Origin of the sequence: Sphaerisporangium fuscum (genome assembly GCF_018531465.1) — a bacterium.
Classification (GTDB): Bacteria; Actinomycetota; Actinomycetes; order Streptosporangiales; family Streptosporangiaceae; genus Sphaerisporangium; species Sphaerisporangium fuscum.
The window spans coordinates 1-25,537 of sequence record NZ_JAHDTF010000026.1 but is presented as its reverse complement, the minus strand read 5'-3'; the positions used below and the strand labels follow the sequence as shown (position 1 = coordinate 25,537).

Annotated in this window: 24 protein-coding genes; 11 read left to right on the top strand and 13 right to left on the bottom strand. The window is 74.9% G+C overall.

Translation table 11 applies throughout. The annotated features are described in order from the left end of the window. Positions 1-82: 82 nt before the first annotated feature. Positions 83-817 (top strand): alanyl-tRNA editing protein, encoded by a 735-nt coding sequence (locus tag KIK05_RS30730; RefSeq protein ID WP_214414384.1) that lies wholly within the window; start codon positions 83-85, stop codon positions 815-817. A gap of 82 nt (positions 818-899) precedes the next feature. Here KIK05_RS30730 and KIK05_RS30725 read toward each other — a convergent pair whose 3' ends face one another. The 11 genes from KIK05_RS30725 to KIK05_RS30675 all read right to left on the bottom strand — a co-directional run bounded on the left by KIK05_RS30725 (position 900) and on the right by KIK05_RS30675 (position 12,140). After that, positions 900-2,081 (bottom strand): zinc-dependent alcohol dehydrogenase, encoded by a 1,182-nt coding sequence (locus KIK05_RS30725; RefSeq protein ID WP_214414383.1) that lies wholly within the window; start codon positions 2,079-2,081, stop codon positions 900-902. Between the two features lie 55 nt (positions 2,082-2,136). Further along, positions 2,137-2,343 carry a hypothetical protein gene (locus KIK05_RS30720; RefSeq protein WP_214414382.1) on the bottom strand — a complete coding sequence of 69 codons (207 nt, stop codon included), beginning with the start codon at positions 2,341-2,343 and terminating at the stop codon, positions 2,137-2,139. Between the two features lie 96 nt (positions 2,344-2,439). Beyond that, entirely contained in the window at positions 2,440-3,411 is a 972-nt protein-coding gene (locus tag KIK05_RS30715) for a UDP-glucuronic acid decarboxylase family protein (RefSeq protein ID WP_214414381.1), read from the bottom strand. A gap of 50 nt (positions 3,412-3,461) precedes the next feature. Next, positions 3,462-4,427, bottom strand: coding sequence for a glycosyltransferase family 9 protein (locus KIK05_RS30710; RefSeq protein ID WP_214414380.1), 966 nt, complete (start codon positions 4,425-4,427; stop codon positions 3,462-3,464). Next, positions 4,418-5,098 carry an SDR family oxidoreductase gene (locus tag KIK05_RS30705; protein WP_214414379.1) on the bottom strand — a complete coding sequence of 227 codons (681 nt, stop codon included), beginning with the start codon at positions 5,096-5,098 and terminating at the stop codon, positions 4,418-4,420. The genes KIK05_RS30710 and KIK05_RS30705 overlap by 10 nt, the downstream gene beginning before the upstream one ends. Before the next feature lie 42 nt (positions 5,099-5,140). Further along, the gene (gene rfaE2 / locus KIK05_RS30700; protein WP_214414378.1) at positions 5,141-6,652 is read right to left on the bottom strand and encodes a D-glycero-beta-D-manno-heptose 1-phosphate adenylyltransferase; all 1,512 of its coding nucleotides are present in this window, start codon (positions 6,650-6,652) and stop codon (positions 5,141-5,143) included. Then, positions 6,649-7,200, bottom strand: coding sequence for a D-sedoheptulose-7-phosphate isomerase (locus tag KIK05_RS30695; RefSeq protein ID WP_214414377.1), 552 nt, complete (start codon positions 7,198-7,200; stop codon positions 6,649-6,651). The genes rfaE2 and KIK05_RS30695 overlap by 4 nt, the downstream gene beginning before the upstream one ends. A gap of 2 nt (positions 7,201-7,202) precedes the next feature. Continuing rightward, entirely contained in the window at positions 7,203-8,396 is a 1,194-nt protein-coding gene (locus KIK05_RS30690) for a glycosyltransferase (protein ID WP_214414376.1), read from the bottom strand. Continuing rightward, positions 8,396-9,424, bottom strand: a complete 1,029-nt coding sequence (locus tag KIK05_RS30685) for a glycosyltransferase family 9 protein (RefSeq protein ID WP_214414375.1) — start codon at positions 9,422-9,424, stop codon at positions 8,396-8,398. Before KIK05_RS30685 ends, KIK05_RS30690 begins: the two co-directional genes overlap by 1 nt. Continuing rightward, on the bottom strand, positions 9,421-10,503 hold the full coding sequence (locus tag KIK05_RS30680; RefSeq protein ID WP_214414374.1) for a glycosyltransferase: 1,083 nt from the start codon (positions 10,501-10,503) through the stop codon (positions 9,421-9,423). The genes KIK05_RS30685 and KIK05_RS30680 overlap by 4 nt, the downstream gene beginning before the upstream one ends. After that, entirely contained in the window at positions 10,500-12,140 is a 1,641-nt protein-coding gene (locus tag KIK05_RS30675) for a carbamoyltransferase family protein (RefSeq protein WP_214414373.1), read from the bottom strand. Before KIK05_RS30675 ends, KIK05_RS30680 begins: the two co-directional genes overlap by 4 nt. Before the next feature lie 164 nt (positions 12,141-12,304). Here KIK05_RS30675 and KIK05_RS30670 point away from each other — a divergent pair, with 164 nt between their 5' ends. Together KIK05_RS30670 and KIK05_RS30665 are read left to right on the top strand one after the other, a co-directional pair. Next, entirely contained in the window at positions 12,305-12,829 is a 525-nt protein-coding gene (locus KIK05_RS30670; protein WP_214414372.1) for a D-glycero-alpha-D-manno-heptose-1,7-bisphosphate 7-phosphatase, read from the top strand. A gap of 141 nt (positions 12,830-12,970) precedes the next feature. Beyond that, on the top strand, positions 12,971-13,915 hold the full coding sequence (locus KIK05_RS30665; RefSeq protein WP_214414371.1) for a glycosyltransferase: 945 nt from the start codon (positions 12,971-12,973) through the stop codon (positions 13,913-13,915). A gap of 1 nt (position 13,916) precedes the next feature. On the opposite strand, the gene KIK05_RS30660 is transcribed toward KIK05_RS30665, so the two are convergent. Together KIK05_RS30660 and KIK05_RS30655 are read right to left on the bottom strand one after the other, a co-directional pair. Next, positions 13,917-14,960: a YihY/virulence factor BrkB family protein gene (locus tag KIK05_RS30660; RefSeq protein WP_308250183.1), complete on the bottom strand. Its 1,044-nt coding sequence runs from the start codon at positions 14,958-14,960 to the stop codon at positions 13,917-13,919. A gap of 10 nt (positions 14,961-14,970) precedes the next feature. Beyond that, positions 14,971-17,025, bottom strand: a complete 2,055-nt coding sequence (locus KIK05_RS30655; protein WP_214414370.1) for an AfsR/SARP family transcriptional regulator — start codon at positions 17,023-17,025, stop codon at positions 14,971-14,973. A gap of 562 nt (positions 17,026-17,587) precedes the next feature. Here KIK05_RS30655 and KIK05_RS30650 point away from each other — a divergent pair. The 8 genes from KIK05_RS30650 to KIK05_RS30615 form a co-directional block, all read left to right on the top strand. Then, positions 17,588-18,931, top strand: coding sequence for an aspartate aminotransferase family protein (locus KIK05_RS30650; RefSeq protein WP_250563749.1), 1,344 nt, complete (start codon positions 17,588-17,590; stop codon positions 18,929-18,931). Further along, positions 18,913-19,944, top strand: coding sequence for an NAD-dependent epimerase/dehydratase family protein (locus KIK05_RS30645; RefSeq protein WP_214414368.1), 1,032 nt, complete (start codon positions 18,913-18,915; stop codon positions 19,942-19,944). Before KIK05_RS30650 ends, KIK05_RS30645 begins: the two co-directional genes overlap by 19 nt. Positions 19,945-19,962: 18 nt before the next feature. Beyond that, positions 19,963-20,931 (top strand): UbiA prenyltransferase family protein, encoded by a 969-nt coding sequence (locus tag KIK05_RS30640; RefSeq protein WP_214414367.1) that lies wholly within the window; start codon positions 19,963-19,965, stop codon positions 20,929-20,931. Then, positions 20,928-21,953, top strand: coding sequence for a glycosyltransferase family 2 protein (locus KIK05_RS30635; protein ID WP_214414366.1), 1,026 nt, complete (start codon positions 20,928-20,930; stop codon positions 21,951-21,953). Before KIK05_RS30640 ends, KIK05_RS30635 begins: the two co-directional genes overlap by 4 nt. A gap of 3 nt (positions 21,954-21,956) precedes the next feature. Next, the gene (locus KIK05_RS30630) at positions 21,957-22,967 is read left to right on the top strand and encodes a glycosyltransferase family 2 protein (RefSeq protein WP_214414365.1); all 1,011 of its coding nucleotides are present in this window, start codon (positions 21,957-21,959) and stop codon (positions 22,965-22,967) included. Then, entirely contained in the window at positions 22,964-24,040 is a 1,077-nt protein-coding gene (locus KIK05_RS30625) for a lysylphosphatidylglycerol synthase domain-containing protein (RefSeq protein WP_214414364.1), read from the top strand. Before KIK05_RS30630 ends, KIK05_RS30625 begins: the two co-directional genes overlap by 4 nt. Further along, on the top strand, positions 24,037-25,056 hold the full coding sequence (locus KIK05_RS30620; protein WP_214414363.1) for a class I SAM-dependent methyltransferase: 1,020 nt from the start codon (positions 24,037-24,039) through the stop codon (positions 25,054-25,056). The genes KIK05_RS30625 and KIK05_RS30620 overlap by 4 nt, the downstream gene beginning before the upstream one ends. Continuing rightward, positions 25,053-25,537: hypothetical protein (locus tag KIK05_RS30615; RefSeq protein ID WP_214414362.1), on the top strand; the 485-nt coding region annotated here is incomplete at its 3' end. The genes KIK05_RS30620 and KIK05_RS30615, both read left to right, overlap by 4 nt.

Below are 25,537 nucleotides of genomic sequence, written 5' to 3'. Positions count from 1 at the left end.
GATTTCACCCCGCGGGCTTCTCCCCTCCCTAGCTACCCACGACCCCGGACCGCGCCACCCCGCCGGGCCTTAAGCTTTCGCCATGAGCTTCGACCTGCACGGGCGTACGCGGCGGCTGGAACTCTCCGACCAGGAGCTGCGCTCCTTCGAGGCCGTCGTGCTGGAGTCGGGCCCCGAGGGCATCGTCGTCGACCGGTCCGCCTTCTACCCGGGCGGCGGCGGCCAGCCGGCCGATCACGGCGTCCTGCTGTGGCAGGGGGTGGAGACGCGCATCGAGGGCGTCCGCAAGGGCGACGACCTCCAGCTGATCCCGCGCGAGGGCGACCCCGTCCCGCCGCCGGGCACGGTCGTGCGCGGGGCGGTCGCCGACGAGCGGCGCTCGGCGCTGATGCGCACCCACTCCGGCCTGCACGTGCTGTGCGGGGTGGTGTTCCGCGACTACGGCGCGCTGGTGACCGGCGGGAACATGGAGCCGCTCACCGCCCGCATGGACTTCAACCTGCCCGAGGTGCCGCCGGGGTTCAAGGAGGCCGTCGAGGAGGCCTGCAACGCCGAGATAGCCGCCGACCGGCGCATCGACGTGCGGGTGCTGCCGCGCGAGGAGGCGTTCGCGATCCCCGACATCATCCGCACCGCGACCAACCTCGTGCCCGAGGGGGTCGAGCAGGTGCGTCTCATCGACATCGTGGGCCTCGACACGCAGGCCGACGGCGGCACCCACGTCGCCTCCACCAAGCAGATCGGCCGCATCAGGGTCGCCAAGATCGAGAGCAAGGGCCGCGGCTTCCGCCGCCTCCGCATCGCGATCTCCGGCTAGCGCCCCGGGCGCCGGCCGCGCGGGCACGGCCGTCCTGTCCGGCCTGTACGCGCGGCGGCCGGTCACCTGGAGGGGGCCGGGGTCACGGGTTCAGCAGGATCTTGATCGCGCCGTCCTGCTTCTTCTGGAAGATCTCGTAGGCGTGCGGCGCCTGTTCCAGCGGGAGGCGGTGCGTGGCCAGGTCCATCACGCCGAGCGGGTCGGCGTCGTCGCCCACCAGCGGGAGCAGGTCGTCGATCCACCGCTTGACGTGGGCCTGCCCCATCCGCAGCGTGACGCCCTTGTCGAACATGCGCATCATCGGCATCGGGTCGGCCATGCCGCCGTAGACGCCGACGACCGAGATGGTGCCCGACCTGCGCACGATGTCGATGGCCTGGTTGAGCGCGGCGAGCCGGTCGACGCCCGCCGTCCGCATCAGGGGGGCGGCCATCGCGGCGGGCAGCAGCCCCGTGGCGGCGTGGGCCAGCTTGGCGACCGGCGAGCCGTGGGCCTCCATGCCGACGGCGTCGATGACCGAGTCGGTGCCGCGCCCGGCGGTGAGCGTGCGGACCGCCTCGGGCACGTCGCCGGCCTCCCGGGCGTCGATCACCTCGATGCCGTGCCGGCGGGCCATCTGCAGGCGCGCGGCGACGCCGTCCACCGCGATCACCCGGTGGCCGAGGTACCTCGCCACGCGGGCCGCCATCTGCCCGATCGGGCCGAGGCCGAGGACGGTGACGCTGCCGCCCGGCGGGACGTCGGCGAAGGCGACGGCCTGCCAGGCGGTCGGCAGCACGTCGGACAGGTACACGAACCGCTCGTCCGGCGGCCCCTCGGGCACCTTGATCGGCCCGAAGTGCGCCTGCGGCACGCGGAGGTACTCCGCCTGGGCGCCCGGCACCTCGCCGTACAGCTTCGTGTAGCCGAACAGCGCGGCGCCGGTGCCGTGCTCGCGGACCTGGGTCGTCTCGCACTGCGCGTACAGCTTCAGCGCGCACATGTGACAGCCGCCGCAGCTGATGTTGAACGGGACGACCACGCGGTCGCCGGGCGCGATGCCCTTCACCTCGGCGCCGACCTCCTGGACGACGCCCATCGGCTCGTGGCCGAGGATGTCGCCCTCGCCCATGAAGGGGCCCATGACCTCGTAGAGATGCAGGTCGGAGCCGCAGACGCCGGTCGAGGTGATCTTGATGATCGCGTCGGTCGGTTCCTTGATCACCGGGTCGGGGACCTCCTCGACCCGAACGTCGCGCTTGCCGTGCCAGGTGACGGCCTTCATCGGTTACCTCCCTCGAATTCCTCGACCGCTACCCCCGCCGGCCCGGCATATACGGTCAGCCCGAGGTCGGCTTCTCGTATCCCTCGTCCTCCCCGTGCACCCGCCTGTCGTCGGGGTCCAGCTCAGGCTGGTTCGCCGGGTCGGTCGGTGACGGGGTGAACTCGCCGGCGAAGTCGGCGTCGTCGAAGAGGTCCTCCTGGCCCGCCCTGCGGTCGGCGAGCGGGACGTTCTCGTCGTCCGGACGGGACTCCCGATGCGACATGATGACCTCCAGCGGATGCGTGGTGATGTTCCGGCAGCCCTCTGACCTGCGCGGACAGCGGGCCCGATGCGGCTGGGGTACCCCCGGGCCGCCGGCTCAACCTCGGGAGCCGCCGGCGTCCGCCTCCGCCCGCCCGCCCCGCAGTTCGGCGGTGAACCACTCGATCGTTCGCCGCAGGCCGGTGATCGGGTCCACCCGGGGGTGCCAGCCGAGCCGCTCGGCGGCGAGCGAGGTGTCGGGACGGCGCACGGCCGGGTCGTCGGCGGGCCGGTCGACGAAGCGGATGGGTGAGGAGGATCCGGTCAGGTCCCGGATCGTCTCGGCGAGCTCCAGCATCGACATCTCGGAGGGGTTGCCGATGTTCACCGGGCCCTCGAAGTCGCTCCCGGCCAGCGCCAGCACGCCTTCCACGGTGTCGTCGACGTAGCAGATGGACCGCGTCTGCCGCCCGTCGCCGGCCACGGTCAGGGGCTCGCCGGTGAGGGCCTGGCGGATGAAGGTCGGGATCGCCCGGCCGTCGTGCGGGCGCATGCGGGGACCGTAGGTGTTGAAGATCCGCACGATGCCGGTGTCGGTGCCGTTGGAGTTGCGGTACGCCGTCGTGAGGGACTCGGCGAACCGCTTGGCCTCGTCGTACACGCTGCGCGGCCCGACGGGGTTGACGTTCCCCCAGTAGCTCTCGCGCTGCGGGTGTTCGAGCGGGTCGCCGTACACCTCGCTGGTCGAGGCGAGGACGAACCGGGCGCCCTTCTCCTTCGCCAGCCCGAGGGCGTGCAACGTGCCGAGACTGCCCACCTTCAGGGTCTCGATGGGGTGCCTCAGATAGTCGATCGGGGAGGCGGCCGAGGCGAAGTGCAGCACGAGATCGACCTCCCCCGGCACGTGGACGAACCCCGTGACGTCGCACTCGATCACGTGGAAGCCGGGGTTCCCCATCAGGTGCTCGACGTTGCGGGGCGAGCCGGTGAGGAAGTCGTCCATGCACGTCACGTCGGCGCCCCGCGCCAGGAGCCGCTCGCAGAGATGGGAGCCGAGGAAACCCGCTCCCCCGGTGACGACGATCCTCATCGGTCTGTTCCTTTCGGTGGTTCGGATGGCTGCGGGACGGCCGGGCGCGGTCACCTCACGGGCGTGGGCGCCCGGCGGGCGGGGGCCAGGAGCCGGGCGGCGGCGTCCAGCACCTCGGGGACGCCGATCTCCAGCAGGCCGGGGTCGGGCGTGCCGCCGTGCGGGTCGCCGGAGCGGCCCGCCCACAGGGCGACGTGGCGTTCGAGGGGAGGCGGACCCCACAGGGCGGGCGAGATCGGGCCGAAGAGCACGACCGAGGGCGTGGCGAACCCGGTCGCCAGATGGGCCACACCCGTGTCGCCGCAGATCACCAGCCGGGCCGCCGCCACGAGGGCGGCCAGGCCCGCGACGTCGGTCCGGCCCGCGAGCACCTGCTCCTCGGGCAGGCCGGCCAGGGCCGCCACCTCCAGCGCCAGATCACGCTCAGCGGCCCCGCCCGTGACCAGCACCCGGTGGCCCGCGGCGCGCAGCTCGGCCGCCACCTCGGCGAACCGCCGCGGCGGCCAGCGCCGCGCCGGGTAGGCCGCCCCGGGGTGGACGATCACGTGCCCCCGGCTCCCGGCAAGGGTGGAGGGCGGGAGAAGGAGGATGTCGGAGGGGTCGGCCGGCACGCCGTACCACTCGAGCATGGCGCACCACCGGGTCACCTCGTGCACGCCGGCCGGCCAGGGCGGGCCGGTGACCTGCGGGAACGCCGGGTGAGCGTGGGTGAGGAGCCGTGCGGGGCGGGTACGCAGGAGCGCCTCGACGCTCTGCGGGCCGCTGCCGTGCAGGTTGACCGCGATGCCGGGTTCCTCGTACGGCACGGGTCCGGTGCCGCGCACGTCGAGCAGCTCGTCGACCGCCCCGATGAGCGGCAGCAGGCCGGCGAGCGAGGCGGGGGTCGCCAGGACGATCCGGTGCCCGGGATGGGCCCGGCGCAGCCCGCGCAGCGCCGGCACCCCGGCGAGCAGGTCCCCCAGGCCCAGCCCCCGCAGGACGAGCATCGTGGGGACGCGCACGTCGTTCACGGCCATGAGGTCTCGGTGGAGTGGGCGACCAGGAGCTCGCGTATCTCGCATCCCTTGGGCCGGCCGAGGGCGAAGACCACGGTCGCGGCCACGTCCTCGGGCTGGTTGAGCCGCGCGTCGGGGCCCGGCTTGTACTTCTCGTCCCGGTCGTCGAAGAAGTGGGTGTCCATGCCGCCGGGCACCAGCAGCGTCACCCCGACACGCCCGGCGAGTTCGGCGGCGAGCGCCCGGGTGAACCCGACGACGCCGAACTTCGAGGCGCAGTACGCGGTCGCGTCGCCGACCGCCCGGAGCCCGAGGGTGGACGCGCAGGTCACCACCCTGCCGCCGGAGCGTTCGAGGTACGGCAGCGCGGCGCGCACGACGGAGGCCGTGCCGAGCAGGTTGACCTGGACGACCCGTTCCCAGCGGTCGGCGGGGACGTCCGACAGCGGTCCGCAGGCGTCGATGCCCGCGGCCGTCACCACCCCGTCGAGGCCGCCCGCGCGTTCGGCCAGTTCCCGTACGGCCGCCTCCGCCCGCGCCCGGTCGGCCAGGTCGGCCGTGACGTGGTCGAATCCGTCCTCGGGGGGTGCGAGGTCGATCACGAGGGGCCGTCCGCCCGCCTTGGCGACGGCGGCGGCGACGGCGCGTCCGAGCCCGGACGCCCCTCCGGTGATCAGGATGTTTCCCAGCATGGGGTCCTTCCTCCTGGAACTTGTCGTGAGCGGGGGCGGTGGTCAGGAGGCCGCCTGGGCGGCGGCGATGAGGCCGGTGGTGGAACGGCCGGGGACGCTGGAGAGGATCACGACCTCTCCCCCGGCCCGCCGTACGGCCGCGGCCTCCGGCATCTCGCGGCCGGTGTAGTCGCCGCCCTTCACCCACACGTGCGGGCGAAGGCGGTCGATCAGCGCCGACGGGGTGTCCTCGTCGAACACCGCCACCGCGTCCACGCACTCCAGGGCCCGCAGCACCTCGACGCGGTCGGCTCCGGCGACCACCGGGCGTCCGGGGCCCTTGAGGCGCCGCACCGAGTCGTCGGAGTTGAGGCACACGATGAGCACGTCGCCGAGGGCCCGCGCGCGGCGCAGCAGGCTGACGTGGCCGGCGTGGAGCAGGTCGAAGCACCCTCCGGTGGTGATCACCCTGCCCCCGGTGGCGCGCACGGCCGCGGCCAGCGCCTCCGCCTCCCGGCTCCCCTCCCCGCCCGGTGTCCCGATGGACCGGACGGGCCGCGCGGTCCCGCTCCGCGCCGGACCGGGCGGCCGGACCGCCGCCGCGCCGCCCTGCCGGACGAACCCGGTGGCCCGGCCGACGGCCGTGGCGACCGCGTCCTCCACCGAGGCGCCTTCGGCCAGCGCAAGCGTCGCCGCGGCGGCGAACCTGTCGCCGGCCCCGCAGGAGTCGCGGCCGGTCACCGGCGCGGGCGGCGCGATCCGCACCACCCGGCCCTCCTCCTCCGGCGGTGATCCGGGGCCGTCGGCGTCGCCGCGCGTCGCGTGCTCCGGCCCGCCTTCCAGCAGGACGGCGCCCCGCTCGGCGAGCGTGACCGCCACCGCCTTCGCGCCGGACCGGTGCAGCATGAGGCGGCCCGCCCGGTGCGGGGCCGCGTCCGGCTCGCCGCACAGCAGCCGCGCCTCGGCCTCGCTGGGGGTGAGGAGGGAACAGCCGGGCACGGGGGACGCCCCGCGCGGGTGCGGGTCCCAGACCACCGGCGCGGTGAGCCCGCCCAGCAGTCCCCCGTGCAGCGCGGCGACGCCCCGCCCGTAGTCGGAGACCAGGACGGCGGCGGCCTTGCGCAGCACGGCGGCGACGCGCTCGTCCGCGAACTCCCGGACGACGCGCTCGCGCGCCGGCCGGCGCCGGCCGTCCCCGTCGTGCGCGGCGGTGTCCGGGGGGCCGGCGCGGCCGTCGCCGCTGTCGATGCGGATCATCGTCTGTCCCCGGGCGCGTACCCGGGTCTTGCGCACCGTGGCGCCGCGCAGCGGCAGGCGCACGAGGTCCACGTGGTCCGCCAGCAGCTCTTCCAGGCGGTGGCCCGCCGGGTCGTCCCCGACGGCGGTGACCAGGACGACCTCGGCGCCGTCGCGCGCGGCCAGGAGCGCCGCCAGCCCCGCGCCGCCGGGACGGCTGTGCCGGGCGGAGACGTCCACCACAGGAGCCGGGGCGTCGGGGCAGAACCGCTCCACCTCGCCCTCGATGTCGACGTCGAGCAACGAGTCGCCCAGGACCACGATCGGCCCGGCGGTCATGCGCACGCCTCCTCGATCATGTCGCACAGCATGTGGATCACGGCGAGGTGGACCTCCTGGACGGTGGCGGTGTCCTCGATGGGCACCGCCAGGGCCTCGTCGCACGCCTCGGTCAGCGGGTTCGGCGCCGGCCCGGTGAGCGCCCAGGTCGTCAGGCCGCTCTCGCGCGCCGCCTCCGCGGCGGCCAGCACGTTGCGGCTGGTGCCGCTTGTCGACAGGCACATCAGGACGTCGCCCGGCCGTCCGTGCGCCCGCACCTGGCGGGCGTACAGCTCCCCGGGGCCGAAGTCGTTCACGATGGCCGTCAGGGTGGAGGTGTCGGCGTGGAGCGGGATCGCCGCGTACGGGCGGCGGTCGGTCTTGTACCGCCCGACCAGCTCGGCGGTCAGGTGCTGGGCCTCGGCCGCGGACCCGCCGTTGCCGCAGGCGAGCAGCCGGCCGCCTTCGGCCAGAACGGCGGCGAGCTTGCCGCTCCAGGCGTAGATCTTGGCGGTCTCCTGGTCCACGGCCGACAGGGCCGTGCTGAGGCGACGGAGATGGGGATGCATGCTCAACCTTCCGCGACGGCGAGCCGGCCCGGCCGGCCGCAGACCAGGGATTCGTACACCGATTCGGTCCGGGCGGCGACGCGAGGCCAGCTGTAGCGCGTCCGGGCGCGGCGGGCGCCCGCACCGCGGAGGCTTTCGCGCAGGCCGGGACGGGCCAGCAGGTCCTTCAGGGCGCGGGCGAGGGCCCGGGGCCGGCGCGGGGGCACGAGGAGACCGCAGCCCGCGACCGTGTCGAGGTGCCCGCCGACGGCGGAGGCGACGACGGGGACGCCGCAGGCCATCGCCTCCAGCGGCACGATGCCGAACGGCTCGTACCAGGGGACGGTCACCAGCACGTCGGCGGACCGCATGAGCTGGGGCACCTCGGTGCGGCCGACGCTGCCGGTGAACGTGACCCGGCCGGTGAGGCCGTAGACGGACACCAGCTCGCACAGCCGCAGGACCTCCGCGTCGTCGGGCCCGCCACCGGCGATCACCAGTTCCGCCTCGGGGACGTGCCGGATCGCCTGGACGACCGTGTCCAGGCCCTTGCGCGCCACCATGCGGCCGATCGCCAGGACGCGCGCCCGCGGCCCGCGGGGCGCCGAGGGGCCGTCCGGGCGGAACAGGTCCAGGTCGACGCCGCACGGCACGACGAAGATGTGGTCGCCGGGCACGCCCATCGCCCGTAGCTCGGCGACCTCGTCGCTGCAGGTGGCGATGACGGCGTCGGCCTGCCGTCCGACGCGCCGCTCGACGGCGACCCGTTCCGGCGGGCTGGTGTCGGCCGGGCCCTGCCAGCGCCGCTTCACCGCGCCGAGCGCGTGGAAGGTCTGCGCGACGGGCACGCGCAGGTCCCTGGCCGCCTCCAGGGCGGCCATGCCGCTCATCCAGAAGTGCCCGTGCACCACGTCCGGACGGCGGCGCGCCCAGCCGCGCGCCAGGTGGGCGGCGAACTCCGCCATGTGCGGGTACAGGTCGTCCTTCGGGAGGGGGACCGGCGGGCCGGCGGGGACGTGCTCGACGGTCACGCCGGGCCGCATGGCGACCCGCTCCGGCTCCCGCCGGTCGGTACGGCGCGTGTGGACGGTCACCTCGTGTCCGCGCTCCGCCAGCGCGGTGGCGAGCGCGGCCACGTGCACGTTCTGCCCGCCCGCGTCGACGCCGCCTATGGCGGCCAGCGGGCTGGCGTGCTCCGATACCAGCGAGATCCTCATCAGACCCTCTCTTTCACGGCCACCAGGTCGCGCACCGCCTCCACCACCTGGTCAGGGGTGACCGACGACAGGCAGGGATGGCCGGGGACGGGGCACAACCGGGCACGGCTCCCCCGGCAGGGCGCGGCCTGGTCGCCGAGGAGCACGACCGGGACGCGGTACGGCGCCCACCGCCCGGCGGGGACGACCGGCGCGAACAGGCTGACCACCGGGGTGCCGACCGCGGCGGCCAGGTGGGCCGGGCCGGTGTTGGGGACGACGACGGCGGACGCCGCGGCGAGCACCGAGGCGAGCTCCGCGAAGCTGGTGCGCCCGCCGAGGTCGAGGGCGTCGACGCCGGTGACGACCTCGGTGAGCCCGCGCTCTCCCCGGCCGCCGGTGACCACCACCCGGTGACCGGCGGCGGCGAGCGCGGTGACCGCCCGCGCGCACTCGGCGGCGGGCCACGCCCGGGCGGGGACGGAGGCGCCCGGATGCACCACCACGTAGCCGGGCGGCCCGGTGAGGTGCTCCACCTCGGGGAGCGGCCGCCGGACCGCGAGCGCGCCGTCGTCCCCGGCGGGGAGCTCGAAGCCGGCGGCCCGGGCGAGCGCGAGCATCCGCTCGGCCTCGGGCACGTCGACGTCCTCGTCGACGGTGTGCCGCAGGTCGAGCAGGGAGCCCGGGTAGTCGCCGCTGATCGCGGCGATCCTCGGCGTGCCGGCCAGCCGCAGCAGCAACGCCAGGGGCAGCGGCGACTGGTGGAAGGAGGTGAAGATCAGCGCCAGGTCGGGCGCCGCCGCCCGGACGGCCCGGACGAGCCGCGCGGCGTGCTCCCCGGTCATCGGGGGCGGGTCGGCGGCGATCCAGGGGGCCTCCCACTCGATCACCCGGTCGACGCCGGGCAGCAGCTCGGCGGCGGCCCTGCCGAGCGGCCCCGCGAGCAGCACGACCTCGCGGGCCCCGGCGGCGACCGCGCGGATCGCCGGCCCGGCGAGTAGGACATCTCCGGCGCTGTCGGGGCGTGCCACGAGTACCGTGCCGGTCATCTTCTCACCGGTTCCACCGTCGGTGCCGTGGTCCCGGCCGCCGGAGCCGTCGCCGGCCGCGCGGGTGCGGTGCCGGGCGCGAGCCGTCGTACGGACAGCTCGCCGCGCAGGCGGTGCGCGACCGCCACGGGCGGGATGAGCGCGCTGGTGACCGCCATGCGGAGGACCTCCTCGCGCGTGCGGGGCCCGGGGGCGATGCGCGCCCAGGCGAACTCCCCGGTGAGGGCCAGCCATCCCGCCCCCGCCGCCGCGGCGGCCGCCGTCAGCGCGGCCGCGGTTCCGCGCGGCCCGCCTGGGGTGCGCCGGCCCCTCCCCGCCGGATCCCGGTGCCGGCGCAGGCCCGCGGCGCTCGCCAGGGTGACGGCGAGCAGGCCGAGGGCGGTGGTCGCGGCGTGGCGGCGCAGCCGTCCGGGGGCGCCGCCGATCGCGTGCCGCCAGACGGGGCCGTGCAGGCGGCGCATCAGGGCGTCGTCGGCGTTCCCTCGCTGGAAACGGAGGCTCGACCAGAAGCCGTCGTCGCGGACGGGGTGCCGGGTGACGCGCTCGCCCCTGACCAGCCGGTAGCCCGCCCGCCGCGCCCGCAGCGCCAGGTCGGCGTCCTCGCGGTAGGCGCGCGGGAAGCGCTCGTCGAAGCCGCCCATCCGCTCCAGCGCCTCGCGGCGGTAGGCGATGTCGGCGGTGATCCACTCGGCCGTGGCCAGTCCGGCGGTGTTGCGCTCGGCGTCGGTGGGGCGCCGGTCCTCCGGGAGCGGCACCTCCAGGCGTCCCTGGCTGGCCGCGACGTCGCCGGGCAGGTCGCGGAGGTCGTCGAGCAGCGCCTTGCCCCAGCCGGGCGAGGGCACCACGTCGTCGTCCAGGAACGCGATCCACGGCGTCCGCGCGGCGCGCCAGCCGGCGTTGCGCGCCGCCGCCGGTCCCCTGCCGCCGGAACGCAGCACCCGGACCCCGTCGGGCACCGGCAGCGGGCCGGCGGGGTCGCCGCGGTCGTCCACGACGACGACGTCGAACCCGGGTTCGAGCGCGGCCAGGGTGCCGGCGAGCGACGCCCTGCCCACCGTGGGCACCACCACGGTGATCATGAGGCGAACACCTCGCCGCGGCGGATCACGTACGGGCCCAGGACCAGGACGTCCACGGGGGCGGAGCCGAAGCACTCCAGGGCGTCGCGCGGGTCGTCGACCATGGGGCGGCCGGCGGTGTTCAGGCTGGTGTTGACGACGACGGGCAGCCCGGTGCGCGCGTCGAACTCCTCCAGCAGCCGGGCGAGCAGCGGGTCGCGGGCCCGCTCGACGGTCTGGACGCGCGCGGTGCCGTCGACGTGCACGACCGCCGGGACGCGGTCCCGCCACTCGGGCCGCACGTCGTGCACGAACAGCATGTACGGGCTGGGCATCGGGCCGCGTGTGAAGATCTCCGGCGCGCGCTCGGCGAGCACCATGGGGGCGATGGGACGGAACTGCTCGCGTCCCTTCACGTCGTTGAGCCGCTCGGTGTTGCCGGGCCGGCCGGGATGGGCGAGCAGGGAGCGGCGGCCCAGCGCCCTCGGGCCGTACTCGCTGCGGCCCTGGAACCAGGCGACGATCCGGTCGGCGGCCAGTTCGGCGGCGACGGCCGCGGCCAGGTCGGCGGGCCGCTCGTACGGGACGCGGGCGACGTCGAGCCAGGCGGCCAGTTCCGCGTCGCTCCAGCCCCTGCCGAGGTCGGCGCCCGGCATGGGGGCGGCGGGCTCGCCGTGCGCCTGCGCCAGGTGCAGCGCGCCGCCGAGGGCCGTGCCCGAGTCGCCGGCCGCCGGCTGCACCCAGATGTCGTCGAACGGGCCCTCGGCCAGCAGCCTGGTGTTGGCGACGCAGTTCAGCGCCACTCCCCCGGCCATCGTGAGGTGGCGTTCGCCGGTGCGCTCGTGCAGCCACGCGGTGAGCTCCAGCAGCACCTCCTCCAGGCGGGCCTGCACACTGGCGGCCAGGTCGGCGTGGTCGTCGCTCCACGGCTCGCCCTTGCGCAGCGCCTTGGCGTACCCGTTCCAGTCGACCTGCTCGACGCGGAAGCCGCCGTCGCCGGTGGTGTGGACGAGTTCGCGCAGCTCGGGGAGGAAGCGGGGGCGGCCGTAGGACGCCAGCGCCATCACCTTGTACTCGTCGCTGGACCTCAGGAAGCCCAGGTGCTGGGTGACGTCCTCGTACATCAGGCCCAGGGAGTGCGGCAGCCGCTGGGTGGCGAGGACGGTGAGCTCGCCGTCGCGGTAGTGACCGGCCAGGTGCGACACGGCCTCGCCGCGGCCGTCGCAGACCAGCACGGCCGAGTCGCGGTACGGCGCGGCGAGCCCCGCCGAGGCGGCGTGCGCGATGTGATGGGGGACGAACCTCACCTGGGCCGGGTCGAGGCCGGGGAGGCAGGTCGACAGGAACGCGGGGGCTCGGCGCGCGTAGGTGGTGCGCAGGTCCTCCCAGCGCTCGTCCTGCCCCTGCCCGCCCGGCTCCACCAGCGCCGGGTCGTAGGAGTAGGCCACGGCGTCGAGGTCCTCCGGACGCAGGCCTGCCTGCTCGAGGCACCAGGCCGCGGCCAGCTCGGGTGGCTCCCAGGCGGAGAAGGGGACGGGGCGCTTGCCGTGCTTGCGCCTGCTGAACCGTTCCTCTTCGGCCGCCGCGACCACTTCCCCGTCGACCACGAGGGCCGCCGCAGGGTCGTGGAAGATGGCATTTATCCCCAAGAACCGCATTTTGCTCCCCTCGTCCCAATCAAGGATGACTACCGAGAGAAGCGCTTCTCAAACGAAGCGCTTCCGGAAAAGCCGAGCTGGGCGGGGTGCACGCTGGGGACCGTCACGCAAAGTAGTTGTTTGCGAGGGGCCCGCCGGGGCACCACGCCAGCCTGGAGGTGACGATGCCGAGGAGCCCGCATCCCGCCGCCGTGCTGTTCGACCGTGACGGCACGCTGGTGGAGGACGTCCCCTACAACGCCGACCCCGAGAAGGTACGGCCGGTGCCCGGCGCGCGTGAGGCGCTCGACCGGCTGCGCGCGGCGGGGCTGCCGCTCGGCGTGGTCACCAACCAGTCCGGGGTCGCCCGGGGCCTCATCGGCATGGACGCGCTGCGCGCGGTCAACGCCCGCGTGGAGGAGCTGCTCGGCCCGTTCGAGGTGTGGGCGGTGTGCCCGCACGGCGAGGCCGAGGGGTGCGCCTGCAGGAAACCCCTGCCGGGCCTGGTCCTCCAGGCGGCCCGGGCCCTCGGCGTCGACGCCCGCGACTGCGTCGTCATCGGTGACATCGGCCGCGACATGGAGGCGGCCCGCGCGGCGGGGGCCAGGGGCATCCTCGTGCCCACGCCGGTGACGCTCCCGGACGAGGTCGCGGCGGCGCCCGAGGTCGCCCCCGACCTGCCGGCCGCGGTGGACATGGTGCTCCGGTGAGGAGGCCCGCCAGGCCCGGGTGCGCGATCCCGCGGCCCGGCCCAGGGCGGGTGTCACGACGGCGGAAAGAGCGAGGATGCGCACGGGCAACGGGGAGCGTGGCCCGATGACGATCCTCATCGGGGTGGAAAGGGTGATCACGTGAGGATCCTGCTGTGGCACGTGCACGGGTCGTGGACCACGTCCTTCGTCCAGGGCCGTCATGACTACCTGGTGCCGCTCACCTCCGACCGCGGGCCCGACGGGCGGGGCCGGGCGCGCACGTACCCCTGGCCCGGCTCGGTGCGCGAGGTGCCGTTCGACCGGCTGCGCGACGAGGACGTCGACGTGGTCGTCCTGCAGCGGCCGCACGAGGTGGAGCTGGCCGGGCGATGGCTCGGCCGCCGCCCCGGCCGCGACGTGCCCGCCCTCTACGTCGAGCACAACACCCCGGCCGGGGACGTGCCGCGCACCCGGCACCACCTCGCCGGCCGCGACGACATCCCGGTCGTCCACGTCACCTACTTCAACGACCTGTTCTGGGACTCCGGCCGGGCGCCGACGCGCGTCATCGAGCACGGCGTCGTCGACCCCGGCCCGCTCTACACCGGGGAGCTGCCGAGGGCGGGGGTCGTGGTGAACGAGCCGGTCCGCCGCGAGCGCGTCGCCGGGACCGACCTGCTGCCCGCGTTCGCGGCCGCCGCGCCGCTGGACCTGTTCGGCATGAAGGTGACCGGCCTGCCGTACGGCACCTTCGAGGACCTGCCGCAGGGGGCGATGCACGCCGAGCTGGCCCGCCGCCGCGTCTACCTGCACCCCTACCGCTGGACGTCGCTCGGCCTGTCCCTCATCGAGGCGATGACGCTCGGCATGCCGGTCGTGGCCCTGGCCGCCACCGAAGCCGTCGAGGCCGTCCCCGCCGAGGCGGGAGTGATCTCGACGCGGATCGACACGCTGACCGCCGCGCTGGCGGCGTTCGTGGCCGACCCGGCGCGGGCGGCCCAGGCGGGCAAGGCGGCACGCGCCGCCGCGCTCGCCCGCTACGGGCTCGGGCGTTTCCTGTCCGACTGGGACCGCCTCCTGGCGGAGACGGCCCGGCCGGCGTAGGTCATCTCCGGCTCGCCTCCGGCTCGTCCGCCTTGGGTTCGTCGCGGGGTTCCACGTACGGCTCCTGGTCCGGCGGCGCGCCCCCGGCGATGGCGCGGGCCCGGGCGAGCTCGGCGTCGAACTCCAGGCCCAGCAGCACGGCGATGTTGGAGATCCACAGCCAGATCAGCATGATCACGACCCCGGCCAGGGCGGCGTAGGTCTTGCTGTAGGAGCCGAAGTGGCCGACGTAGAACGCGAAGGCCGCCGAGGCGACGATCCACAGCGCGACGGCGAGCACGCTGCCGGGGGTGACCCAGCGGAACCCGGGCTGCTCGACGTTCGGCGCCACCCAGTACAGCAGCGCCAGCACCAGCGCCAGGACGACCGCCAGGACGGGCCACTTGGCGATGTTCCAGACGGTGATCGTGGTCTGGCCGAGGCCCAGGAGCCGCCCGGCCTGCTCGGCCAGGGTGCCGGTGAAGACCACCGTGACCGCGCCGACCGCCATGAAGACGACCAGGACGGCGGTGATGCCGAGGCGCAGCGGCAGCGTCTTCCAGATCGGCCTGCCCTCCGGCACCTCGTAGATCTCGGTCGCGACCCGCATGAACGCCCCGACGTACCCTGACGCCGACCACAGCGCGACCGCGATGCCGATGAACGTGGCCACGCCGGCCGCGCGCGGGCTGCCCTGCAGGCCCCGCAGAACGCCGTCGATCGTCTCCCGGGCCGGGCCGGGGGCGAGCGCGCCCAGGTTGTCCACCAGCGGCTGGGTCGCGGACCGGCCGAACAGGCCGAGCAGCGAGATCGCCGCCAGCAGCGCCGGGAAGATCGACAGCACCGCGTAGTACGTGAGCGCCGCCGCGCGGTCGGTCAGGTCGTCCTGCACGAACTCCTTGGCGGTGCGCTTGGCGACCCCCAGCCAGGAACGCTTCGGCAGCTCCCCCGGCCCCTCCGGCACCGCCGCGCTCCCGGAGGGGCCGCCGCCGGTCGCCGGCCTCGTCTGGTCGCCTCGATCGCCGTCGGTACGTCCGGTCCGCGTTGAGATGATGTTCTCGCTCACCTCGCGCCCACTACCCCGGCGGCGGCCCCGTATCCGCGGTGGCGCGGGTGAGGACGTGCAGCGCGCGCTCCTGGTCGGCGGGACGGTCGAGGGCGCGGGCGATCTCCAGGGCCTGCTCGAAATGGCGGGCCGCCTCACCGCCCCCGTCCCGCGCCGCGGCGGAGGCGGTGTGGATGTAGTGCTCGAACAGCCTGGTCAGGGCCGCGCGCCGGTCGGCGTCGGTGTCCTCGTCGGCCAGCGTCACGGCGGCGTGCGCGCGCAGCAGGTCATGGAGGCGGTAACGCCCCGGGACCGGCTCCTGCAGCAGGTTGGCGTCGACCAGGTCGTCCAGCAGCCGGCCCGCGTGCCGCGGCGTGGTGCCGGCCAGCGCCGCCGCGGCGTGCCGTCCGATGTCGGCCCCCGGGTACAGGCTGAGCAGGCGGTACATGCCCTGCCGTCCGGGGCTCAGGTGCTGGTACGACAGGTCCATGGTCGCCGTGACGCTCAGCGGGCCCACCTGGAGCTCCCCGAGCCGGTGCCGGTGGTCGCGCAGCCGGTCGGCCAGGTCGGACGCCGTCCAGCCGGCGCGGGAGCGCAGGCGGGCGGCGGCGATGCGGATGGCCAGCGGCAGCCGCCCGCACAGCTCCACGATCTCGTCCAGCGCACCGGGCGGCTGCCCGGCCAGACGCTGCCGGCCGGCGGTCCGGACGAACAGGGCGAGCGCGTCGTCGCGCGGCAGGACGTCCAGGGACAGAGGCCTGACGTCCTCCAGACCGGCCAGGCGCCGGCGGCTGGTGATCAGCACCAGGCCGGGCGAGGCGGGCAGCAACGGGCGCACCTGGCTCTCCTCGGCCGCGTTGTCCAGCAGGATCAGCACACGCCGCCCGGCCAGCCGGGTGCGGTACAGCGCGGCCCTGCCGTCCAGGTCGCGGGGGATCTGCCCGGCGGGCACGCCGAGCGAGCGCAGCATGTGGTCGAGGACCTCCGAAGGGTCGGCGGGCGGCAGCCCCTGGGTGAGCCCGTGCAGGTCGGCGAACAACTGCCCGCCGGTGAACCGCCCGGCGAGCCGGTGGGCGGCGTGCACGGCGAAGGCGGTCTTGCCGACGCCCGCCATGCCGTGCACGGCGATGATCACCGGCGCCTCCGGACGGCCCGCGGAGCCCAGCCGCGCGTCCAGGCGGGCCAGTTCGGCGGCCCGGCCGGTGAAGCTCCCGATGTCGCGGGGCAACTGCCTCGGCACCACCGGAGTCGCGCAGGCGGTGCCGGCCGGCTCCCCGGCGCAGGCGGGGGCGCCGGCGGGGCAGCCGGCGGGCGGCGGAGGCGGCGGTACGAGGTCGGCCTGCCCGGCGAGGATCCGCTGGTGCAGCCGCCGGAGCGGCGGGCTCGGCTCGACGCCCAGCTCGCGCACCAGCCGCCCTCGCAGGTCGCGGTAGGCGCCCAGCGCCTCGGCCTGGCGTCCCGACCGGTACAGCGCGAGCATCCACTGGCCCTGTAATCGCTCCCGCAGGGGCTGCTCGGCGACGAGCGCCCCCAGCTCGGCGAGCAGGTCGGCATGGTGACCGAGGGCCAGCCTGGCGTCGACCAGGTTCTCCTGCACGGCGAGCCGGCGCTCCTCGATGCGGACGAGGTCGGCCGCGAGGCTCGGGTCCAGCGGGACGTCCTCCAGCGGCCGTCCGCGCCACAGCCCGAGCGCCTGATGTAATCGTTCGGCGGCCAGCGCCGGCCGGCCTTCGGCCAGCGCCCGGCGGCCTCCGGCGGCCAGCTCCTCGAACGCCAGCAGGTCGAGGTCGGCCGAGGTGAGCCGCAGGAGGTAGCCACCGGGGACCGTGGCGAGCAGCGGCGGCTCGGTCCGCTCGGCGAGCCCGAGCACCCGCCGGAGCGCGGAGACGTAGGTCCGCAGCGCGACGGCCGCGGTGCGCGGCGGGTGCTGCGGCCACAGCGCGTCGACGAGCCTGTCGGCGTGGACGGGACGATTGACGTTGAGCAACAGGACCGCCAGCAGGGCGCGCTGCTTGGCCGCACCGAGCCGGACGAGCCGTTGACTGCCGGAACGGACCTCGAGCGCGCCGAGAACACGAAACCGCATGGCCCGCACTATCACACATCGTGCGCATATCCGGATGCCCCGTTTCGGGGGTCAGGTTTACCGGGGATTCGGCCTGCCATGCCGTTTACAAATCGGCGGTCGCCGGGTTTCGGCTCAGGTGTTCACCGACCGCGTTCCCGATGTCACCGCGCGGCACGCGGACGGCGGTTTTCCCCGCCCGAACGGCCGGTCTCCCGGATCCTGAGACGGCGCGCGCGGGCCGCGTGCCGCGAACGCCCGGGAGAGGGCCGGCCGGCCCGCCCGCGCCGTTGACCAGGAATGACCGCCGGGAATCAGGGGGATCCGCGTCAAGTCGTGCCTTTACCAGGCTTTGACGCGCCGGACGCATCGTCGTACCGGCTCCGCCTCACCACCGGGGCCGCGCCGGCGGCGGCGAACCGCGTTCCGGCTTTACCGCACCACCGAAGCCAGTGCCCGGGTCGGCACGGAAAGGAAAGTGCGCGTGTCCGAATTGATCAGCCTTGACGAATGCGAGCGGCTCACGACGAAAAGCGTTCACGACCTGTACAGGAAACACGTCTGCCGCAGCCAGGTTTCGCTCATGACGTCGTTCGGTTTCGGCCGCGAGCTCGTCGAGCGGGCCGAGGGCGCCTGGATCTGGACCCGCGGCGGGCGGCGGATCCTCGACTTCACCGGCGGGGTCGGCGTGCTGAACCACGGCCACAACCATCCCCGGATCCTGGCCGCCCGCGAGAGGTTCCAGCAGGCTCGCAGGATGGAGGTGCACAAGACGTACTTCTCGCCGTACGTCGCCGCGCTCGGCCACAACCTCGCCCAGCTGCTGCCCGGCGACCTCACCATGTCGTTCTTCCCCAACTCGGGGGCCGAGGCGGTCGAGGGCGCGGTCAAGCTGGCCTACAAGTACCACGGCGGGCGCAGGCAGCGGATCCTGCGCGCCGACATCGCCTTCCACGGCAAGCTGCTCGGCTCCGGCGCCCTCACCGGCGCGCACGACCACTCCTTCCGCTTCCCCGGCATCCCGGGTGTGGTGACCTACTCCTACGGCGACCTGGAGTCGGTGCGGGCCGCCGTGGCCTCCGCCCGCACGCCCGGCGGCGGCTGCGACGTGTACGCCATCCTCGTCGAGCCGTTCAGCGCCTCCACCATGCGCTGGTGCTCGGAGGAGTTCCTGCGCGGGCTGCGCGAGCTGTGCGACGCCCACGACATCGTGCTCGTCTTCGACGAGATCTACACCGGGTGGGGCAAGACCGGCAGCCTGTTCTACTTCATGCGCCACGCCGGCCTGATCCCCGACGTCCTGACCACCTCCAAGTCGTTCGGCGGCGGCAAGTCCTCCATCTCGGCGTACATCGCGCGCGAGCCGGTGTTCCGCAAGGCCTACGACAACCTCACCGACTCCCTGCTGCACAGCACGAGCACCACCTACTACGGCTTCGGCGAGGAGACCGCGACCGCGATCGAGGCGGTCAACATCGCCGTCGAGGACGACTACCCGAGGCGGGCCCGCGAGATCGAGCGGGTCCTCGCGCCCGGCCTGGAACGCGTCCGCAAGGAGTACCCCGACACGGTGGCCGCCGTGCGCGGCGCCGGCGCGCTGTACGGGATCTTCCTGGACGGCGGGCCGAAGATCCTCGACCTCGCCGCCCGGCTGGCGCCGGTGGGCATCGCCCGCGACCCGAACTTCCGGGTCAAGCTGATCACGTGCGCGGTGATCGACGCCCTGTACCGCGACCACGGCATCTACGCCTACTACACCCTCAACGGCGACAACCCGCTGGTGGCCGCGCCGCCGCTGGTCGTCGAGCCCGCCGACGTGGAGTACTTCCTCGACGGCCTCGCCGCGACCCTCGCCCAGGGGCTGCCCCGCCTGCTGACCAGGTTCGTACGGGAGAAGGTGGCGCCGCGATGGCCGTCCGGGTCGTAGTCACGGGCAGTTCGGGGATGCTCGGGTCCACCCTGGTGGAACGCCTGGCCGGCATGGGCTGGGACGTGCTCGGCGTCGACGTGCGCCCGAGACCGGGCGGCTGCCCCGCGGCGAAGTACGCGACCGCCGACGTGCGCGACACCTCCGTGATGACGCGCCTGGTCACCGGCGCCGACGCGGTGGTGCACTGCGCGGCGGCGCTGCCGAGCTACCCGCCGGCCGAGATCCACGACGTCATCGCCGGCGGCACCCGTGCCGTGCTGCGCGCCGCGCACCGGGCCGGTGTGCCGCGCGTGGCGCACATCTCCTCCACGGCGGTTTACGGCCTGCCGGAGTCGGTGCCGACACCGGAGGACCACCCGAGGGAACCGGTCGACGTCTACGGCCACGCCAAGGCGGCGGCCGAGGAGGTCGCGGAGAAGTTCCGCGCCGAGGGGATGTGCGTGCCGATCCTGCGCCCCAAGACGTTCCTCGGGCCGGGCCGCATGGGCCTGTTCGCGATGCTGTTCGAGTGGGCCGAGGAGGGACGGTCGTTCCCCATCCTGGGGCGCGGCGACGTCCGCATCCAGATGCTCGCCGTGGACGACCTGGTCGAGGCGGTCGTGCGGGTGCTGCAGGCGCCCCCGGAGGTCGCCGGTGACACCTACAACATCGCCGCCGCCGAGTTCGCCACCCTGCGCGAGGACTTCCAGGCGGTGCTGGACGCGGCCGGGCACGGCAGGCGGGTGGTGTCGCTGCCGGCCCGGCCCGCCCTCGCCGCGCTGCGGCTCCTCGGGCGGACGGGCCTGTCGCCGGTGTACGAGCGGCTGCTGTACAAGCTGCTCGCCGACTCCTACGTCGACATCGGCAAGGCCCGCGACCGGCTGGGCTTCGAGCCGCGGCTGTCCAACCGGGAGGCGATCCTGCGCACCTACGACTGGTGGCGGCACCACCGCGTCCCCGCCGCCGCCGGCCGCACCAGCCGCGACGCCTGGCGGCAGGGCGCGCTCTCGCTCGCGAAAGTGTTCTTCTGACCTCGCCGGGAGGCGCACATGCGAGTCATCGAGCCCCACGGGTCCGAGGGGGCGACGCGGGCGCCGGATCCGGCGGACGCCCCGCCGGGGCCGCTCACCGACCTCCTCACGCTGGCCCGGCCGCTGCACGCCGCCAAGACCCTGCTGCTGGTGCCCCTCGCCGTGGTGGACGCCGGCCGCTGGACGTTCACCGCGCTCGGCGAGGCGGCGTGGGCGGCCGCCGGATTCGTCCTCGCCGGCGCCGTGGTGTACGTCGGCAACGACATCGCCGACCGGCACCGCGACCGGCACCACCCGGTCAAGCGGCACCGTCCCGTCGCGGCCGGGCGGGTGTCGGTGCGGGCGGCCTGCCTGTACGGCACCGTGCTGCTCGCCCTGCTGGGGGCGGTGGTCGCCGCCGCGCCGGGCAGGCCGTTCTGGCCACTGCTCGCCTACCTGGCGCTCAACGCCGCCTACAGCCGGGCGCTCAAGCACATCCCCCTGGTCGACGTCACCGCCGTCGCGCTGGGCTTCGCGCTGCGCCTGGTCCACGGGTACCTGGCGGTCGGGGCGCGGATGTCGGGATGGCTGGTGCTGACGGTGTTCTCGGCGTCGCTGCTGCTCGTGGTGGGCAAGCGGCGCCAGGAACTGCTGACGGCGGGCATCGCCCACCGGCCCGCGCTGCGCGGGTACTCGGTGGAACTGGCCGACCAGCTGCTCCAGCTGACCTGCGTGCTCACCGCGGTGTCCGGCCTGCTCTACCTGCGCACCGAGGCGCCGTTCGGGCCGTACGGCGAGGTGGTGACGCTGTTCGCCGCGCCGCTCACGCTCTTCGCGCTGTTCCGCTACCTGCAGGTGGTGCTGGTGGACGGCGGGGGCGGCGATCCCGTGCGGTGGGTGCTGCGCGACCGCCGCATCGCCGGCGCGGGGGTGGCGCTCGCCCTGCTGCTGGGCACGGCCCTGCTGCTCGCCCGCCACCCGGCGGCGGCCCTCGGGATCCTGCCGTGACCGCCCCGCTGGTGTCGGTCGTCGTCCCGGCGCACAACGCCGAGAAGACGCTGCGCTCCTGTCTGGCCTCGGCGCTGGCGCAGACGTACCCTCGCGTCGAGGTGATCGTGGTCGACGACGCCGGCACCGACCGGTCCGGCGAGATCGCCCGCGGGTTCCCGTGCACGGTGGTGCGGCAGCCGCGCAACCAGGGCGTGTCGGCCGCCCGCAACGCCGGGGCGGCGGCGAGCCGGGGGGAGATCCTCTTCTTCCTCGACTCCGACGTCGGCCTCGCCCCCGACGCGGTGGAGAACGCCGTCCGGCTGCTGCGCGAGGACCCCGGCCTGGGGTGCGTGTACGGCGTCTACGCCAAGGAGCCGCTGGTGGACGACGGCCCGGTGGAGGTCTGCCGCACGCTGCTGCTGCACCACGCCCTCACCCGGGCGGCCGGCCCGACCACGACCGCGGTCTTCGCCCTCGCGGCCGTGCCGCGGGCGGTGTTCGAGGAGGTGGGGCCGTTCGACGACAGGTTGCGCAGCGCCGAGGACGACGAGTACAGCGAGCGGCTGCTGGCCCGGCACCGCATCCTGCTCAGCGCCGAGGTCGCCGGACGCCACGACGAGGCCGACCGGCTGCTGCCCCTGCTCGCCGAGCAGTACCGGCGCTCGCAGCTGCTGATGTTCTCGGCCCGCAACCGGCTGCGGCGGGGCGCGCTGAAGGTCAACCGCCTCAGCGGGGTCCTCGCCACCGCCGGGGCCATGGCGGCCCTCCCGCTCGCCCTGGCATGGCCGCCCGCGCTGCCCGTGCCGGTGGCCTTCCTCGCGCTGTTCGCGGTGTCGGACCCGCCGCTGTCGCTGTTCGTGCTGCGGGAGAAGGGGCCGGGGTTCCTCCTGTTCTTCACCGCCGTGCAGTTCCTCACGCACGTGGCGCAGCTGTGCGGGGCCGCCGCCGGCGTGGCGCGCGCCGCGTTCGACTCCTCCTTCGGGCCCTCGCGCCGCGCGGCGGCCCGCCGGCGCCTCGTCAAGCACTCGAAAGGCTGGTGAATCATGACGGCCGAACCGCTGGTGTCGGTCATCGTCCCCAACTACAACTACGGGTACGTGCTCGGGCGGTGCCTGGCTTCGGTGCAGGCGCAGACGTACTCCAACATCGAGATCATCTGCGTGGACGACTGCAGCACCGACGACTCCGTCCAGGTCGCCGAATCGATGGGCGTGCGGGTGCTGCGCACGCCGCGCAACGGCGGGGTGTGCGTCGCGCGGAACCTCGGAGTGGCGCACGCGCGGGGCGAGGTGCTGTTCTTCCTGGACTCCGACGTGGTGCTCGCCCCCGACGCGGTGGCCTCGGCGGTGGAGATCCTCGCGTCCGACCCCGGCGTCGGCGCCGTCACCGGCAACTACGAGCCCGTCCCGCTCACCCGCGACAGCCTGGTCAAGGAGTACCGAACGCTGTACCGCCACTACTGGTACAAGGTGGCCGAAGGCCCCATCAAGGGCTTCCTGCCGGTCGCCATCATCGCGATCCCGGCCAAGGTGTGGGCCGAGGTCGGGCCGTGGAACCCCGACCTGCCGCAGTCGGAGGGCACCGACGTGGGCGAACGGCTCACCGCGCGGTACCAGGTGCTGCTCACCTCGGCCGTGCGCGGCCTGCACGACGACGACGCCACTCTGCGCGTCGCGCTGCGCAAGGTCTTCACCCGCACCCGCGTCCACGTGCCGTTCTTCCTGCAGCGGAGGTACGCGCCGGGTGTGGTCGGCTCACCGGAGTCGGCGGCGAGCCTCGCCGCCGCGCTGACCGCGGTGGCCCTGCCCGTGCCGCTGGTCACCGGGGCGGCCTGGACGGCCGCGCTGCCGGCGCTGCTGTTCGCGGCCTGGGTGGCGATCGACCGGCGGATGTACCGGTTCGTGTTCGCCGACCGGGGCGTGCCCTTCGGGGTGTTCTTCGTCGCCGTGCACTTCCTGGTCAACCTGACCATCGCGGCCGGGGCCGCCACCGGGATCCTGCAGTGGCTGGCCTCCCGCTCCTTCCGCCGCCTGTACGCCAAGGCGCCGGCGTGAGCGGGCCGGACGCCGGGACGCCTGACGTCCGGACCGCAGCGGCGGCGCCGCCCATCGGCGAGCCGCGGGCGGAGGCGACCGGCGCGGCGGGCCGCGGCGGCGGGCGGAGGCGGCTGTCCGCCGTGCTCCGGACGGCGGCCTGCCTGGCCGTGCTCGCCCTGCTCGGCTACCAGGTGTGGCGGGTGCGGCACGGGCTGGGCGACAGCCTGCGGCTGGTCGGCTGGTCGAACGTCCTGCTGGCCACGGCACTGACGGTGGCGGGCGGGGTGCCGGGCTTCTTCGGCTGGCGCATGCTGCTGGCCGGGCTCGGCACCCGGCTGCCCCTGCCGGTCGCGGTGCGGGTCTTCTTCGTCGCCGGGCTCACCCGTTACCTGCCCGGCGGGGTGTGGCCGGCGGTGGCGCACGCGGCGCAGGCCCGGCCGCTCGGCGAGCCCCCGGCCAGGCTGGCCGGGGCGTTCGTGGCCAGCCAGGGACTCGGGGTGGTGGCCGGCTTCGCCGTGGGGCTGGTCGCGCTGCCCCGGCTGGCCGCCTCCAGCCCCGTGTGGTGGGCGCTGCTGCCCGTGCTCGCCGCCGCCCTCGTCCCGCTGGCCGCGCCCCGCTCGCTGGGCAGGCTGCTCGGCCTGGCCCAGCGGATCCTGCGCCGCGGCCACCGGCCGCCGGACCTGCCCGGACGGCGCACGCTGCTCGCGGTCACCGGGCTGATGGCGATCGGCTGGCTGGTCAGCGGCGCGCACGTCACGGTGCTCGCGGTCGCGCTCGGCGCGCCGCCGCTCGCCGCGGCGACCGTGGGCGTCGGAGGTTTCGCCCTGTCGACCGTGGCGGGCATCTTCACCCTGGTCATGCCCTCCGGGCTCGGCGCCCGCGAGGCCGTGCTCGGCCTGACGGTCGCCACCCTGCTCTCCGGCCCCGGCCTCGTCACGCTGGTGGCGCTGAGCCGGGTGCTGATCACCGTGGCGGACCTGGCGTCCACGGTCGTCGTCCTGGCCGTGCTCGCCTGGACCGCGCGCCGCCGTCCCGCCGCCTCCCCTCCCGCCCCCGAGGCCGGGGTCTCCACGATCGGAGGACTTCGATGACATCTCCCACGACGAGCCGCGGCCAGGTGCGCCATCTCGCCCGGCAGCTCCCCTCCGGGCCGGTGAGCGGCACGGTGCTGAAGGCGCTCACCGCGCTGCCGTTCGCCGACCTGCCGTTCGCGTGGCTGGAACGGCACCCGGCCCTGCACGGGGTGATCCTCTCGGCCTTCGGCCTGCGGCGGCCGATCTTCATCGACCATCCCGTGCGGCCCGAGCCGAGGTTCGGCTACGGCAAGCCCGACCACCCGCGCATCGCGGCGCTGCTGGAAGGCGGCCGGGAGCGCTACGCCGACCGGCTGTCCGGCTTCGTCTCCCTGGCCTCCGACCTCGACGCGATCCCGGTGCGGGACCGCCCCGGCGGCACCACGCCGTACTGGGACAACGGCTGGCTGCCGCCGCTCGACGCGCTCGCGCTCTACGGGTTCCTGACACGGGAGAACCCCCGGCGGTACGTCGAGATCGGCTCGGGCAACTCCACGAAGTTCGCCCGCCGCGCGATCCGCGACCATGGCCTGCGCACCCACATCACCTCCATCGACCCGGCGCCCCGCGCGCACGTGGACGCGCTGTGCGACGTGTCGATCCGCCTCCCTCTGGAGCGGGTGCACCCCAAGGTGCTCGGCGACCTGGAACCCGGTGACGTCGTCTTCCTGGACGGCTCGCACCGCGTCCTGATGGGGTCCGACGTCACGGTCTTCTTCTTCGAGATCCTGCCGCTCCTGCGGCCCGGCGTCCTGGTGCAGCTGCACGACATCATGCTGCCCAGCGACTATCCGCCGGAGTGGCGGTGGCGGCACTACTCCGAGCAGTACCTCCTCGCCGCCTTCCTGCTGGCCGATCCGGCGCGGTTCGAGGTGGAGATGCCCAACGCGTTCGTCCACGGGGACGAGCGGCTGCGCGGCCTGGTGGCGCCGCTGTGGGACCGGCTCGGCGTCGTCGAACCCTACCGGCCGGCGTCGTTCTGGATGCGGATCCGGGAGCCGTTGCCGGCGGAGCCGTCGCAGGAGCGGACATGACGATCGTCCTGCGCCGGGCGGCCCTCGCCGCCGTCGCGGCGTGGCTGCTGTTCGCGCTGGTCAACTGGACGACCGGCAGGTTCTGGTGGTGGGGAGGGGCGGCGCCGCTGCTGCTGTTCTTCACCGTGCCGCTGCTCGTGCTCGCCGCGGCGGCGATGCTCCTGCTCGCCCGCGCGCGGCTGCCCCGCCGTGAGCGGGTGCTGGTCAGCCTGGCGGCGGCGGCCCTGGCGCTCGCCGCGCTGCGCGCGCTGCTCACCGGCCGGACGTGGCTGTGGGTCGTGCCGGACCTGATGGTGCCGCCCCTGCTGCTGGTGGCGGCGCCGCTCGCGCTGCTCGCCGCCGTCGCGGTGCCGGAGCTGCGCCGGGACCCCCTCGCCGGGCGGGCCAGGTGGGCGGCGCCGTCGCTGGCCGTGGCCGCGCTCGTGCTCGGCGTGGGGCAGGCGGGGCTGAACCCGCCGTGGGGCGGCGGCGCGGGTCCCGC